This window comes from Pseudomonas sp. COR18 (assembly GCF_048568395.1).
GTDB lineage: Bacteria > Pseudomonadota > Gammaproteobacteria > Pseudomonadales > Pseudomonadaceae > Aquipseudomonas > Aquipseudomonas fuscovaginae_B.
The window spans coordinates 2,466,427-2,480,678 of record NZ_CP183808.1; the positions used below are offsets into that span (position 1 = coordinate 2,466,427).

The window sequence follows — 14,252 nt, forward strand, 5'->3', positions numbered from 1 at the left end:
GATGGAAACCCGTGCCCATCATGTGATGATCGGCCTGTTCAGCGTACTGGTGGTGCTCGGCGCGCTGCTCTTCGGCCTGTGGCTGGCCAAATCCAGCGTCGACACCGCGTTCAAGGACTACGAAGTGGTCTTCAACGAGGCGGTCAGCGGCCTGTCCCGCGGCAGCCCGGTGCAGTACAGCGGGATCAAGGTCGGCGACGTGCTGCAACTGAGCCTCGACCCGAAAGATCCGCGGCGGGTACTGGCGCGCATCCGCCTGGTCGGCGACACCCCGATCAAGGAAGACACCCGGGCCAAGCTGGCGTTGACCGGAATCACCGGTACCTCGCTGATCCAGCTCAGCGGCGGCACCCCGCAGAGCCCCGAACTCAAGGGCAAGGACGGCAGGCTGCCGGAGATCATCGCCACACCGTCGCCGATTTCCCGCCTGCTCAGCGACAGCAGCGACCTGATGAGCGGCATCAACGTGCTGCTGCACAATGCCAATGAGCTGTTCTCCCAACAGAACGTCGAGAACGTCAGCAAGACCCTGGACAACCTGCAACAGACCACCGGTGCCATCGCCGGCCAGCGCGACGACATCCGCCAGGTGCTGCAGCAGATGACCCAGGTCGGCAAGCAGGTCAGCGGTACCCTGGAGCAGACCTCGCAACTGATGCGCAACGCCAACAACCTGCTCGACAAGCAGGGCACCCAGGCCCTGGGCAGCGCCGAGCGGGCCATGCAGTCGCTGGAACGCAGCAGCGCGACCCTCGACAAACTGCTCGCCAGCAACCAGGACTCGGTCAACAGCGGCCTGCAAGGGCTCAACGAACTGGCGCCGGCGATCCGCGAGCTGCGTGAAACCCTGAGCAGCCTGCGCACCGTCTCGCAGCGCCTGAACGCCAACCCCAGCGGCTACCTGCTGGGCCGTGACAAGAACAAGGAATTCACTCCATGAGGCTTGCCCGTCGTGCCCTGAGTTACCTGACCCTGATCGCCGGCCTGACCCTGGGCAGCGCCTGCTCGATCCTGCCCGAAGCCGAGCCGGTGGACGTCTATCGGCTGCCGACCGCGCAGGGCAGCCAGGCGGCGTCTGCCGTCCAACCGGTCGAGTGGTCGTTGCGGATCGCCAAGCCGATTGCCGGCGAGGCCCTGAACAGCCCGAATATCGCCGTGGTGCCCCAGGGTGACCTGCTCAGCCACTACAAGGCCTCGCGCTGGAGCGACCCGGCCCCGGTGCTGCTGCGCAACCGCCTGCTCGACGCCTTCCAGCGTGATGGCCGGGTGCGCCTGCTGAGCACCGACGACAGCAACCTGCGCGCGGATTTCGAGCTGGGCGGCGAGTTGCAGGCATTCCAGACCGAGTATCACGGGCAGGACGCCGAGGTGGTGATCCGTTTCGATGCCCGGCTGGTGCGCGACAGCGACCAGCGGATTCTCGCCAGCCGGCGCTTCGAGGTGCGCCAGCCGCTGGGCGACAAGCAGGTACCCGCCGTGGTGGCCGGCTTTGGTCAGGCCGGGGACAAGCTGACGGGGCAGGTGATCGGCTGGGCGGTGCAGCAGGGCGGGATTTCAGCCAGACACTAGAAATTGCTTCGCGGGCTTGCCCGCGAACAGGGCTTCAGCCTCAGCCAAAGAACCAGTAGCAAACCCCGATCGCCGCCACCACCCCGGCCAGCTCCGCCAGCAGGGCACAGCCCACCGCATGACGGGCGCGTTGGATGTTCACCGCGCCGAAGTACACCGCCAGCACATAGAAGGTGGTCTCGGTGCTGCCCTGGATGGTCGCTGCCGCCAGTGCCGGAAAGCTGTCCACGCCCTGGGTCTTCATGGTTTCGATCAGCATCGCCCGGGCGGCACTGCCGGAGAACGGCTTGACCATCGCCGTCGGCAGCGCATCGACGAAACGCGTGTCCCAACCGGCCCACTGCACCAGGTGGCGAATGCCGTCGAGGCCGAAATCCAGCGCACCGGAGGCCCGCAGCACACCGATGGCGCAGAGCATCGCCACCAGGTACGGCAGCAGGTTCTTCGCCACGTCGAAACCTTCCTTCGCGCCCTCGACGAAGGCCTCGTAGACCTTCACCTTGCGCAAGGCGCCGATCACCAGGAACAGCATGATCAGGCCAAACAGCGTCAGGTTGCCAAGGATCGACGACAGGCTCGCCAGCGCCGTGGCCGACAACCCGGCCAGCACCGCCATGAAACCGCCGAGGAGCAACGCCCCCGGCACCAGGTAGGCCAGCACCACCGGGTCCCACAGGCGCAGGCGCTGCACCAGCGCCACCGACAGCAGGCCGACCAGGGTCGAGGCACTGGTCGCCAGCAGGATCGGCAGGAACACCAGGGTCGGGTCCGGTGCGCCCTGCTGGGCGCGGTACATGAAGATGGTCACCGGCAGCAGGGTCAGCGACGAAGCGTTGAGCACCAGGAACAGGATCTGCGCATTGCTCGCCACGGTCTGGCTCGGGTTGAGCTCCTGCAGCGCGCGCATGGCCTTGAGCCCGATGGGCGTGGCGGCGTTGTCCAGGCCCAGGCCGTTGGCGGCGAAGTTGAGGGTGATCAGGCCGATGGCCGGGTGCCCGCGCGGCACTTCCGGCATCAGCCGGCTGAACAGCGGCCCGAGGGCCTTGGCCAGCCAGTCGACGATCCCGGCCTTTTCGGCGATGCGCAGGAAGCCGAGCCAGAGCGTCAGGGTGCCGAACAGCAGGACCATGACCTCCACCGACAGCTTGGCCATGGCGAAGATGCTTTCAACCATGCTGGCGAAGATCGCGTGGTTGCCACCCACCAGCCATTGCGCCAGCGCCGAAACGGTCGCCACCACGAAAAAGCCAAGCCACAGGCCATTGAGCATCGGGAAAACTCCTTGAAGATGCGGCGAATGATAGCGGTCGGGCCAGAAACAACAAACCCCGGAAAGTCCGGGGTTCGTTGTTCGGTGAGGTGTTCCCACGCGGAGCGTGTGAACAATCGGGGGGTCAGGCCTTGCTGCGCCAGTGCGGCAGCGAGTTCCAGTAGCGCTCGCCCTTGGCCTCGTCATACAGACCTTCCCAACGGGCGATGACCAGGGCGGCCAGGGCGTTGCCGATCACGTTCAGGGCGGTACGCGCCATGTCCATGATGCGGTCGACACCGGCGATGAAGGCCAGGCCCTCCAGCGGAATGCCGACGCTGCCCAGGGTCGCCAACAGCACCACGAAGGACACGCCCGGTACGCCGGCGATGCCCTTGGAGGTGACCATCAGGGTCACCACCAGCAACAGTTGCTGGCCGACGGACATGTCGATGCCGTAGAGCTGGGCGATGAAGATCGCCGCGATGCTCTGGTACAGGGTCGAACCGTCGAGGTTGAACGAGTAGCCGGTCGGCACCACGAAGCTGCAGATGGCCTTTGGCGCACCATAGGCTTCCATCTTCTCGATGATCCGCGGCAGGGCGGTTTCCGAGCTGGCGGTGGAATAGGCCAGGATCAGCTCGTCCTTGAAGATGCGCATCAGCCGGATCACCGAGAAACCGAACAGGCGGGCGATCAGGCCGAGCACCACGAAGGCGAACAGGAGGACGGCGACGTAGACCAGCACCACCAGCTTGGCCAGTGGCAGCAGCGAGGCGAAGCCGAAGTTGGCCACGGTCACGGCGATCAGGGCGAACACACCGATCGGCGCGTAGTTCATGATCATGTGGGTGACCTTGAACATGGTTTCCGACACACCCTGGAACATTTTCACCAGCGGGTCGCGCAGCTCGGCCTGCAGGCTCGACAGACCGAGGCCGAAAATCACCGAGAAGAAGATGATCGGCAGCATCTCGCCACGGGCCATGGCCGCGATGATGTTCGACGGGATCAGGTTGAGGATGGTCTCGATGAACGCATGCTCGTGCTGTACTTCGGCGACAGTGGCCTTGTACTTGGAGATGTCCACGGTGCCCAGGGTGCTCATGTCGATGCCGGCGCCCGGGTGGACCACGTTGGCCAGCACCAGGCCGACGAGAATGGCGATGGTGGTGACGACCTCGAAGTAGATGATGGTCTTGAGGCCGATACGCCCCAGCTGCTTGGCGTCACCGACGCCGGCGATGCCGACCACCAGCGAGGAAATGACGATCGGGATCACGATCATCTTGATCAGGCGGATGAAGATATCGCCTGCCGGTTGCAGCACGTTACTGATCCACCAGGCCTTTTCCGCACTGAAATGGTTGAGCAGCGCACCGAGTGCAATCCCCAGTACCAGACCGATGAGGATCTGCCAGGCGAGGCTGAGCTTTGCCTTCTTCATCTTGTTACCCTTACTTCAAGTGGACTCGGGCCAATGCGTCCTGCCCGCACGCCCAGGCATGCGGGAAGTCCCCATCCGCCCCCCATGGAAGGTCACCGCCAGCAGGCCGGGAAGCTCGCTGGCTGGCAAAAAAGGGCGCAACTATTGCGGCGCGGGGATGGCACGTCTAATGCCGTAACCGTCTACCCCATGCCGAATCGGCATAACTTTTGTCCGACAATAGCTCATATCAAGGGGAGGCGAACAGGTCATTTCCGCCGCCATGATGGCCGTAATCCGGCCATCGCAGAGCGATTAGTATCGCTCGGCAAATGAGTAGGACAGCCTGGGAGTTTTCGAAAAACCCTACAGAATCGGGCTTTGACCGGTACGACGGAAAAGGTTTTTCTGGATGTACGGTCGAGACTGGATTGGATCCGATACTAATCCGCACTTCATGTCCAAACGACATAAGACGACAGCAGTGGCAAACCGCAGGGACCGCCCCACGGCTTGCCGACTGCCGCCTTCGCCTGACCCGGCCCTTGCGCAGGTACTCCCTGTACCCGTAGGTCGCTCCGATCCTCAAACAATCAGAGCATCCCGGCCCCCTGGTCATGCATTCGCCGTCCTCGGGCGATGCAGGGGTAGAAGCCCTCGACGGGCTCCTGCTCTTTCACTCCCTCGAACTCAGTACCAGTTCGGGTCCTTCTTCAGTTGCTCCCTCAACAGCCCCTGCATGCCTTCGTCCGGCTTGCCGAGGAAGCGATAGTCGGCATGACGGGTTGGCGACTTGTCGGCCGGCAGGCCCGCAGGCACTTCCACCAGCATCGCGTAGGCGTGCTTCCTGTCGAAGCTGAAGGCGACGATCAGGCGCTTGTTGCGGCAACTGTCTGTGGTCTCGCAGAGCGGGCCGACCAGATACTGGTCGCCATCCTCTTCAACCGCAGTCATCTGTTCGGAACTGCCCGACAGGTTCATCACCCACTCGGGCAGGCGTTCCTCCTTGCGCACGACGTCCTGCCAGGCTTCGCGGTACTCGGGCGACGAACTCAGCAGTTCGTTGACCCGCGCCTGGCCGTCGTTGGCCGCCAGCGCCATGGCGCTGCTGCCCAGCAGCAGGGCAGCGGCCACGGTTTTCAGGGTTGGCTTGAACATGTTCAGCCTCGACCGCGACGACCGAACAGGAACGAAGCGATGAACATCACCAGGAACACGACAAAGAGAATCTTGGCGATACCTGTGGCGGTGCCGGCGATACCACCGAAGCCCAGTACCGCGGCGACAATGGCAATGATCAGGAATGTGATTGCCCAACTCAGCATGATGACTCTCCTTACCTTGGTCCTGCGATGTGTGGCTGTTGCCTTTACTGCGGGTTATCACGCCAGGCCCGATGGCCGGCGCGTCCTGCCTAGAACACCCAACGATCCTGCCGTGGCAGCTCGTCCAGCGGTTCGGCCTGCTCCACCGGCGTCAGGCGGTAGGCGACCGGGTCGCTCGACGCACTGCCGATGGCGCTGAAATGGGTTTGCACGGGAGCCTGGAAAAACACCCGCGGGTGCTCGACAGTCGGCTGGGTCCAGCGCATGAACGCCTGACCGACGACCAACGTGATCAGCAGCGCGAGGACAGCGAACAGCCCTTGCTGCACGTGGAGCGACGAGATACGCGATGGGGCGGCAAGTTGGCGATTCATCCTGAAACTCCTCCGACACTGTCTTTATCTTTATTCCTGGCTGGCGCGGCACGATGCCGGTCCAACCTTGCGCAAGAGGTACATTGCAGAGCGCATGCCAATTTTTTTGTCAGATAAAAACCAATAAAATCAGGTAGTTATAAACAAACACCGACTCACCCGGGCAGCATCCTGCACGATCCCCCGCTTAGGCGTCGTGCACAATGCACGACAGCCCCAGGGGACAGCGCCTAAGATGCAGGGAGAGCGACACGGCAAATCCGCCGGAATTTGCCGGACTGTCGGTTGTCGGAAGCAGAGACGACAAAAATTCCCCAAATCAGCGAGTTAGCAAACAGCGGCGGGGATGGTTACCCTGCACGCGCAGGTCACGGTCAAAACGGACCATGCAAGCTGCCCGAATCGCCCGGGGTCCATCGGCAACACACACATATATAAGGAGCGCGGGTGATGGAATCTGCCCCGGAACACCAAGGCCGTATTCTGCTGGTGGATGACGAGTCGGCCATCCTTCGCACTTTCCGCTATTGCCTGGAGGACGAGGGCTACAGCGTCGCCACGGCCAACAGCGCGGCCCAGGCCGACGCCCTGCTGCAGCGCCAGGTATTCGACCTGTGCTTCCTCGACCTGCGCCTCGGCGAGGACAACGGCCTTGACGTGCTGGCGCAGATGCGTATCCAGGCCCCGTGGATGCGGGTGGTGATCGTCACCGCCCACTCGGCGGTCGATACCGCCGTCGACGCGATCCAGGCCGGCGCCGCGGACTACCTGGTCAAGCCCTGCAGTCCCGACCAGTTGCGCCTGGCCACGGCCAAGCAACTGGAGGTCCGGCAACTGTCGGCGCGCCTCGAAGCCCTCGAGGGCGAGGTGCGCAAGCCCAAGGACGGCCTCGACTCCCACAGCCCGGCGATGATGGTGGTACTGGAAACCGCGCGCCAGGTCGCCAGCACCGACGCCAACATCCTCATCCTCGGCGAGTCCGGTACCGGCAAGGGCGAGCTGGCCCGGGCCATCCACGGCTGGAGCAAGCGCGCGAAGAAGTCCTGCGTCACCATCAACTGCCCGTCGCTGACCGCCGAGCTGATGGAAAGCGAACTGTTCGGCCACAGCCGCGGCGCCTTTACCGGTGCCAGCGAAAGCACGCTGGGGCGGGTCAACCAGGCCGATGGCGGGACCCTGTTCCTCGACGAGATCGGCGACTTCCCGCTGACCCTGCAACCCAAGCTGCTGCGCTTCATCCAGGACAAGGAATACGAGCGGGTCGGCGACCCGGTGACCCGTCGGGCCGACGTGCGCATCCTCGCCGCCACCAACCTCAACCTGGACGACATGGCACGCGAAGGGCGCTTCCGCGAAGACCTGCTCTATCGGCTCAACGTCATCACCCTGCACCTGCCGCCCCTGCGCGAGCGCAGCGAAGACATCCTGACCCTGGCCGACCGCTTCCTCGCGCGCTTCGTCAAGGAATACGCGCGCCCGGCCCGCGGCTTCAGCGAGGAGGCCCGCGAGGCGCTGGTCAACTACCGCTGGCCGGGCAATATCCGCGAGCTGCGCAACGTGATCGAGCGCGCCAGCATCATCTGCCCGCAGGAGCGGGTGGAAGTCAGCCACCTGGGCATGGGCGAGCAGCCGGTCAACAACGCCCCGCGCATCGGTGCGCCGATGAGCCTGGACGAGCTGGAGAAAGCCCATATCGGCGCGGTGCTGGCCACCAGCGACACCCTGGACCAGGCCGCCAAGACCCTGGGCATCGATGCCTCGACGCTGTACCGCAAACGCAAACAGTACAACCTGTGAGCCACACCCGATGAAGCTTGCGATGAAGCTGCGCACCCGTCTGTTCCTGAGCATTTCGGCACTGATGACCGTGGCCTTGCTGGGGTTGCTGCTGGGGCTGGTCAGCGTGATGCAAATGGCCAAGAGCCAGGAGTCACTGATCCGCGACAACTTCATCACCCTCGACCTGGGGCTCAAGATGCGTCAAAGCCTGGGCGACCAGTTGGCCATGATGCTCAGCGAACATCCCGATCAGGCCGCCTTGCAGGCTTCACGCGAGCAATATTGGCAGTTGCTCCACGAAGGTATCAGGCACGAACAGGACAAGGACCTGCGCGGCGGCTTCGCCCAGGCCCGGATCGACTACGAAAACTTCCTGCAGGCCTTCGATTCCTTTGACAGGAAGGCCAGCAACAGCGAACTCGTCGAACGCTTCAACACCCTGCGCAACGGCCTGCTCAGCGCACACAAGGAGGCCCTGAACGATATCAGCGGCGCGGAAAGCTCCGCCCGCAGCAGCGCCATGCTGATCGCCGGGCTGCTCGGCCTGGTCGCCCTGGCGGTGCTGATCATCGGCTTCATCACCGCCCATGGCATCGCCCAGCGCATCGGCGTACCGATCGAGGCGCTGGTCAAGGCCGCCGATCGGATCGGCCAGGGCAACTTCGACGTCACCCTGCCGATTTCCTCGGCCTCCGAGATGAACCTGCTGACCCGGCGCTTCGGCCTCATGGCCGAGGCGCTGCGCCAGCACCAGGCAACCAACATCGACGAACTGCTGGCCGGCCAGCAACGACTGCAATCGGTGCTCGACAGCATCGACGACGGGTTGCTGATGATCGATCGCCAGGGCCATCTGGAGCACCTCAACCCGGTGGCCCAGCGCCAGTTGGGCTGGGACGCCGACCGCCTCGGCCAGGGCCTGGGGGAAGCCCTTGGCCGCCCGGAGCTCGACGAGCAACTGAGCCTGATCCTCCGGGGCGGCAGCCTCGAGCGGGCACCGGACGACCTCGAAGTCGAGGTCGATGGCGAATCCCGCCTGCTGACCTACAGCCTGACACCGGTCAGCCACCCCCAGGGCCACATCCTCGGCGCGGTGATGGTGCTGCACGACGTCACCGAACAGCGCGCCTTCGAACGGGTGCGCAGCGAGTTCGTCCTGCGCGCGTCCCACGAGCTGCGCACGCCGGTGACCGGCATGCACATGGCGTTCGGCCTGCTGCAGGAGCGCGTGCACTTCGATGCCGAATCGCGCGAAGCGGACCTGCTCAGTACGGTCAATGAAGAGATGCAGCGGCTGATGCAACTGATCAACGACCTGCTGAACTTCTCGCGCTACCAGAACGGCCTGCAGAAGCTCGCGCTGGCCCCTTGCGACATCGGCCAACTGCTGGAGAAGGCCCGCGAGCGTTTCACCGGCCAGGCCAACGACCAGGGCATCGAGCTGCTGATCGAGGTCCAGCCGCCATTGCCACGCCTGCATGCGGACCAGGCGCAGCTGGAGCGGGTGCTCGACAACCTGATCGGCAATGCCCTGCGCCACACCGCCAGCGCCGGGCAGATCCGCCTGCAGGCACGCCGGCATGGCGAACGGGTGATCATCAGCGTCGAGGACAATGGCGAAGGCATTGCCTATGGCCAGCAGGGGCGGATCTTCGAACCTTTCGTCCAGGTCGGGCGCAAGAAGGGCGGAGCAGGCCTGGGCCTGGCGCTGTGCAAGGAAATCGTCCAACTGCATGGCGGACGCATGGGCGTCTATTCACGACCGGGGCAGGGCACCCAGTTCTACATGGCGCTGCCGGTCTAGCCGTTCAGGCCTCGTCATCCAGCCGGCGGCTCGCCAGGCGCCGGCCACGGGTGATCATCTCGATGAACTGCACCGCGGTCAGTGCCTGGGCGAACAGCCAGCCCTGGCCGTAATTGACACCTTCGCTGCTGAGCAGCATGGCCTGGGACTCATATTCGATGCCCTCGGCGATCACCCGCAATTGCAGGGCATGGGCCATGCGGATGATATGCGGCGCCACGCCGCTGCTGGCCGCGTCATGGCCGAGGGCGTCGATGAACGCCTTGTCGATCTTCAGGCAGTCCACCGGCAGGGTCTGCAGGTAGGCGAGGCTGCAATAGCCGGTGCCGAAATCGTCGATCAGCACCTGGTGCCCGAGATTGCGCAGGGCCTGCAGGTTGTCCCGCGCCACCACCACGTCGATCAGGCCGCGCTCGGTGACCTCGAAGGCGATCTGCCGCGGCGACACCCGGTAGGCCCGCAAGAGCCGGCCGATGACCTCGGCGATGCGCGGCACCATCACATCGCAGGCCGCCAGGTTGACCGAAATATACAGCTGCGGATTGGCCCGCAGCGTCTGGCCGAGCTGTTCCAGCAGGCGCTGCAGGACAAAATCGGTGATCTGGCGGATCTGTCCGGTATCTTCCGCCAGGGGGATGAACAGGTCGGGGCTGGTCAATGTGCCGTCCGGGCGCCGCCAGCGGACCAGGGCCTCGGCACCGACGCAATGCCGGCTGCCGAGATCGAAGATCGGCTGGTAGAGCACCTGCATCTCTCCGCGGCGCAGCGCGCCCTGCAACTCGCCGTTGAGTGACTGGCGCTGCCGGGCGAGCTGCAGGGTCAAACCGCCGATGCAGGTGGCAATCAGCAGGCTGGCGGACAGCAGCCACCACCACAGCGGGCTGAGGCGCAAGCGCATCGCACTGCGCGGCGCGACCATCACCAACTGATACTCGGGGGTGCTGGTCGGCATGCGATAGATCAGTTCGCGGTCGGTGGTCAGCAACGGATCACGGCCGCGGCTGCTCCAGCCTTGCGGCGGCCAGCTCTGCAGCGGCCCGAGCACCGGGATCGCCCGCCGGCCATGATTGACCACCACCAGCAGGCTCGCACCGGGCGGCAGCTCGACGACATCGCTCAGGTGGCCGCGGGAGGTCGAGACCCGGAAGCTGCCGCGCCCGAGCATCAGCGCCGCCAGGTTGTCGTTGGGCTCGGTCGAGGTGTTGAGCCAGTAGCTGTAGGTCGGGCCACGGATATCCGGCTCACGGTAGGAGATCTGCGAGTCCTGGCGCGGCCAGTTGGAACAGGACTCGATGGAGTCGATGTAGAAGGCCTCGTAGATGAAGCGGTAGCTGAAGCTCAACTGCTGCAGGGTTTCGATCATTCGCCCGTTGCAGCCCCGCAGCGGCTGCCCTTCGAGCACATCGAGGCCCTCGCGCAACTGGCCGAACAACTGCTCCAGGCGCTCGAGGAAACGCCGGCCCTGGGCGTTCATCTGCTCGCTTTCCTGCTGCCGGACCTGGCGCACGACCACACCCAGGCTGCCGCTCAGCAGCAGGACGGCACTGAGCGAGGCAGCCAGCAATGCCTGCGACCAGGGACGATGGAACCAGGCGCGCAACGTCTCACGGGAGGCCGGCATCATGGAATATCCGAAGGATTACCAATGAGTTATAGCAACTGATTGATAACATCGCCCGGACCGTCCGGCGGTGACGTTATTTTGACTGATTGAGCACCTGCAGGATCGCCGCGCTTTGCGCATCAGCCACGCCATCGAAGCGCGCCGGGCGGAAATGCATCTGGAACGCCGCCAGCGCGTGACGCGTGCCCGCATCCCACTCGCCGGTCTGTGGCGTGGTGGTATAGCCCAGGTAGCGCAGCTGCTGCTGGAACCAGCTGGCACTCGGCAGCTGGTACGCGTACACCTGCTGCTGGCGGGCCACCGCCTGCTCGTTCGGCCAGACGCCCAGGCCCTCGGCGGCCAGGCGCTTCCAGGGAAACAGCGGGCCCGGGTCCTGCTTGCGCATCGGGGCGATATCGCTGTGGCCGATCACATGGCGGGGCTCGATGTTGTTGCGCTTGACGATGTCCTTGAGCAGCACGATCAACGCCTGGATCTGCGCTTCGCTGTAGGGGTACCAGACGCGCCCGGTCGGCGTCTCGCGGAACCCCGGGTTGACGATTTCGATACCGATGGAGCTGGAGTTCAGCCAGGTACGACCCTGCCACTCGCTTTCCCCGGCATGCCAGGCACGCTGGCTCTCATCCACCAGCTTGTAGGTGGTGGCCGGGTTGTTGTCGCCGATCAGGTAATGGCTGCTGACCTGGCCGTGGGTCAGCAGGCGCAACGAGTTTTCCATGTTCGCCGAGGTGTAGTGGACGATGACGAACTGCGCGCGGCTGTCGTGATTGACCGAGGGGTGGCTGGTGTCGAGGCGCGGACCGCTGGCGCAGCCCGCGAGCAACAGGGCCGCGCTGAGGAGAGGGAGCAATTTCATGACGGAAACGAAAACCAGGGCAGTAACGCTCTAGCATAACGTACCCCGGCCTCCGGTACCGGCCAAAGCAAGACTCTGTGACAAAACGACAGCTGCGGTTCAGCCGAGCTCCACCCGGTTGCGTCCGCCGTTTTTCGCCCGGTACAGCGCCTCATCGGCTCTTTTGAGCACATGATCGCTCCGTTCACCGGCCTTGAACGCCGACACGCCAAGGGACACGGTAATGGTCACCCGTTCGCCCCTGAAGTGGAAAGGGCAGGCCTCGACGGCCGCGCGCAAGTGCTCGGCCAGCTTGAGGCCGGTCGCCACCGGCGTCGCCGGCATCAGCAGGACGAACTCCTCGCCGCCGAAACGGGCGATGAAATCGCTGCCGCGCAGGTGCTTGCGCAGCACGGTCGCAATGATCTTCAGCACCTTGTCGCCGGCCAGGTGGCCGTAGCCATCGTTGATCCGCTTGAAATGGTCGAGGTCGAGAATGGCGATCAGCAGGGTATTGCCGTGCTGCTGCCACTGCGCGACCTCGTGGTCCAGACGCTCGCTCCAGGCCGCCCGGTTCGGCAGGCCGGTGAGCGGGTCGATCAGGGCCTTCTGCCGTTGTTCCTCGAGGTGGTCGCGATAAACCTGGGCTTCCTGTTCCATATGCGCAACGCGCTCGGCCAGGCTCTGCAGGCGGCTGGCGACTTCCTGCTCGCGCACATTGCGCTCCTGCTGGTGGCGGTCCATGGTGCCCAGCAGGTCTTCGAGGCGGTTTTCCAGCACATGCTTGAGGCTGTCGAGGTCGGCGGCAGCCTGCACGCTGCTCTGCAGCCCATCGACGTGCTCACGCAACTGGCTGTGCAGGTCGTTGGCCGCCGAACGGCCCTCGGCATGGCCTTCACTGGCCGCGCGCAAATTGCTCTGGAAGGATTCCAGGCGCTCGTTGAGCTGCTTGAGGTACACCTCGAACTCATGTTGCCCGCTGTCGTTGATCGCCAGCATCAGCACGGCCAGATCGTCGAGGATCGGCAGCAGTTCGTACCAGTTCAACCCGTGTTCGAGACGATGACGCATGCCTTCGGCGTGGGGCCGGTGGCGCTCGGGCAGCACCAGCCCATCCAGCAGGCCCAGCAGCGTCGACTCGATGTGCTCGGCCACCGAACTGTAGGACGGCTCCGGCGATTCCGGCAGGGCGTAGAGCACGTCCTGGTCGTTATCCTCGGGATGAACCGCCGCCAGGGCTTCGGCCATCACCGGCGGCAGTGGCAGGCTGTCAAGGAAGGGCAGGGCGGGTGCCGGGGTGACCGCTTCGGGCTGCTCGGCGAGTGGGGCCTTGACCTCGGGTTCGGCCGCAGCCTGCGGCTCAACCGCCGCAGCCGTCTGCGCAGCCGACACGACCGGCGACGCTTCTGGCTCGACGGCAGTGGCCACAGGCTCGGCCTCAGGTGTGACCACGGGTGGTTTGTAGGCCGCGACCTCGACGGGTGCGGTCGTTGGCACGGCCTCGGCAACGGGCTCCATGACCGACGCAGCCGGAGCTGGCTGTTCAACCGCCGGCGCAGCCGCGGCAGCAACGACGGGCTGGGCAACGGGAGCCACGGCCTCGACCGCAGGCGCCACAGGCGCGTCCGGTTCATCGTCCTCATCCGCCTCTGCCGAAGCGGGCACAGGTGTCGGCATCCCCGCCGCCGGTGCCACCGCCGGGGCGCTTTCAACGCTCGCCTCGGCCCCTCCTTCGTCCCGAACAGGCGCTGCAGCAGGCCGGGCCGGGCCGGTTCGGCGGGGTGATCGAGTTCCGTCAGGATCTTGCCCTGCAGGTTGCTCAGTTCGCTGAGCAGCAGGGGCATCTCGCGGGCTTGGCTAACCCGGCCATCGAGCTGCTTGGCAAAGTTCTTCAGCGGCCGACGCACATCCCGCGGCAAGGGCAGAGCCTGCAGCTGGGTCACCAGCGCGGTCAGCGCGGTGCCCATCTGTTCGATCCGGGTTTCGCGCCGCTGCTCGGAGTCGAGCACGGCCTTTTCCAGGCGTGGCAGCAGGTTGGCCAGGGCCGCATCCATGTCATCGGTGCGGATCACCTCGCGCATTTCCTTCATGCACTGATCCACCGCCTTGTCGGTGCCTTCGGCCGCCAGGGTGCTGCGCACCAGCCCGCGCCGGAGCAGGTCGAGACGGGCGTCCCAACGCCGTTCGAGCTTTTCCTGTTGTTCGATGCTTTTGAGGTACTTCTCTTTCCAGCGCTCGGCTTCTTCGCTGCTCATTGCAGGGTGTCC

General features: G+C 64.9%; 11 protein-coding genes and 1 pseudogene. 4 read left to right on the forward strand and 8 right to left on the reverse strand.

Annotation, left to right across the window (positions count from 1 at the left end; translation table 11 throughout):
• The first annotated feature begins 1 nt into the window (after position 1).
• Together ACM62G_RS11295 and ACM62G_RS11300 are read left to right on the forward strand one after the other, a co-directional pair.
• Positions 2-940 (forward strand): MlaD family protein, encoded by a 939-nt coding sequence (locus ACM62G_RS11295; protein ID WP_054059156.1) that lies wholly within the window; start codon positions 2-4, stop codon positions 938-940.
• The gene (locus ACM62G_RS11300) at positions 937-1,569 is read left to right on the forward strand and encodes an ABC-type transport auxiliary lipoprotein family protein (RefSeq protein WP_054059157.1); all 633 of its coding nucleotides are present in this window, start codon (positions 937-939) and stop codon (positions 1,567-1,569) included. Before ACM62G_RS11295 ends, ACM62G_RS11300 begins: the two co-directional genes overlap by 4 nt.
• Positions 1,570-1,609: 40 nt before the next feature.
• Here ACM62G_RS11300 and ACM62G_RS11305 read toward each other — a convergent pair whose 3' ends face one another.
• The 5 genes from ACM62G_RS11305 to ACM62G_RS11325 form a co-directional block, all read right to left on the reverse strand.
• Positions 1,610-2,839: a nucleoside recognition domain-containing protein gene (locus ACM62G_RS11305; RefSeq protein ID WP_054059158.1), complete on the reverse strand. Its 1,230-nt coding sequence runs from the start codon at positions 2,837-2,839 to the stop codon at positions 1,610-1,612.
• Positions 2,840-2,963: 124 nt separating this feature from the next.
• Positions 2,964-4,265 (reverse strand): glutamate/aspartate:proton symporter GltP, encoded by a 1,302-nt coding sequence (gltP, locus tag ACM62G_RS11310; RefSeq protein WP_054059159.1) that lies wholly within the window; start codon positions 4,263-4,265, stop codon positions 2,964-2,966.
• A 669-nt stretch (positions 4,266-4,934) separates the two neighbouring features.
• On the reverse strand, positions 4,935-5,402 hold the full coding sequence (locus ACM62G_RS11315; protein WP_419737170.1) for an inhibitor of vertebrate lysozyme family protein: 468 nt from the start codon (positions 5,400-5,402) through the stop codon (positions 4,935-4,937).
• 2 nt (positions 5,403-5,404) lie between these two features.
• Positions 5,405-5,569 (reverse strand): DUF1328 domain-containing protein, encoded by a 165-nt coding sequence (locus tag ACM62G_RS11320; RefSeq protein ID WP_017902664.1) that lies wholly within the window; start codon positions 5,567-5,569, stop codon positions 5,405-5,407.
• Between the two features lie 89 nt (positions 5,570-5,658).
• On the reverse strand, positions 5,659-5,943 hold the full coding sequence (locus tag ACM62G_RS11325) for a hypothetical protein (protein WP_054059161.1): 285 nt from the start codon (positions 5,941-5,943) through the stop codon (positions 5,659-5,661).
• Positions 5,944-6,393: 450 nt separating this feature from the next.
• Between ACM62G_RS11325 and algB the strand changes: the two genes are divergently transcribed.
• Positions 6,394-7,740 carry a sigma-54-dependent response regulator transcription factor AlgB gene (gene algB / locus ACM62G_RS11330; protein WP_054059162.1) on the forward strand — a complete coding sequence of 449 codons (1,347 nt, stop codon included), beginning with the start codon at positions 6,394-6,396 and terminating at the stop codon, positions 7,738-7,740.
• A 10-nt stretch (positions 7,741-7,750) separates the two neighbouring features.
• The gene (locus tag ACM62G_RS11335; protein ID WP_419737171.1) at positions 7,751-9,526 is read left to right on the forward strand and encodes an ATP-binding protein; all 1,776 of its coding nucleotides are present in this window, start codon (positions 7,751-7,753) and stop codon (positions 9,524-9,526) included.
• Positions 9,527-9,530: 4 nt separating this feature from the next.
• On the opposite strand, the gene ACM62G_RS11340 is transcribed toward ACM62G_RS11335, so the two are convergent.
• The 3 genes and pseudogenes from ACM62G_RS11340 to ACM62G_RS11350 all read right to left on the reverse strand — a co-directional run bounded on the left by ACM62G_RS11340 (position 9,531) and on the right by ACM62G_RS11350 (position 14,240).
• Entirely contained in the window at positions 9,531-11,147 is a 1,617-nt protein-coding gene (locus tag ACM62G_RS11340; RefSeq protein WP_054063500.1) for an EAL domain-containing protein, read from the reverse strand.
• 76 nt (positions 11,148-11,223) lie between these two features.
• Complete coding sequence (locus ACM62G_RS11345; RefSeq protein WP_054059164.1) at positions 11,224-12,006, reverse strand: N-acetylmuramoyl-L-alanine amidase; 783 nt, start codon at positions 12,004-12,006, stop codon at positions 11,224-11,226.
• A 99-nt stretch (positions 12,007-12,105) separates the two neighbouring features.
• Positions 12,106-14,240 (reverse strand): annotated as a pseudogene (locus tag ACM62G_RS11350) (diguanylate cyclase).
• Positions 14,241-14,252 lie beyond the last annotated feature (12 nt).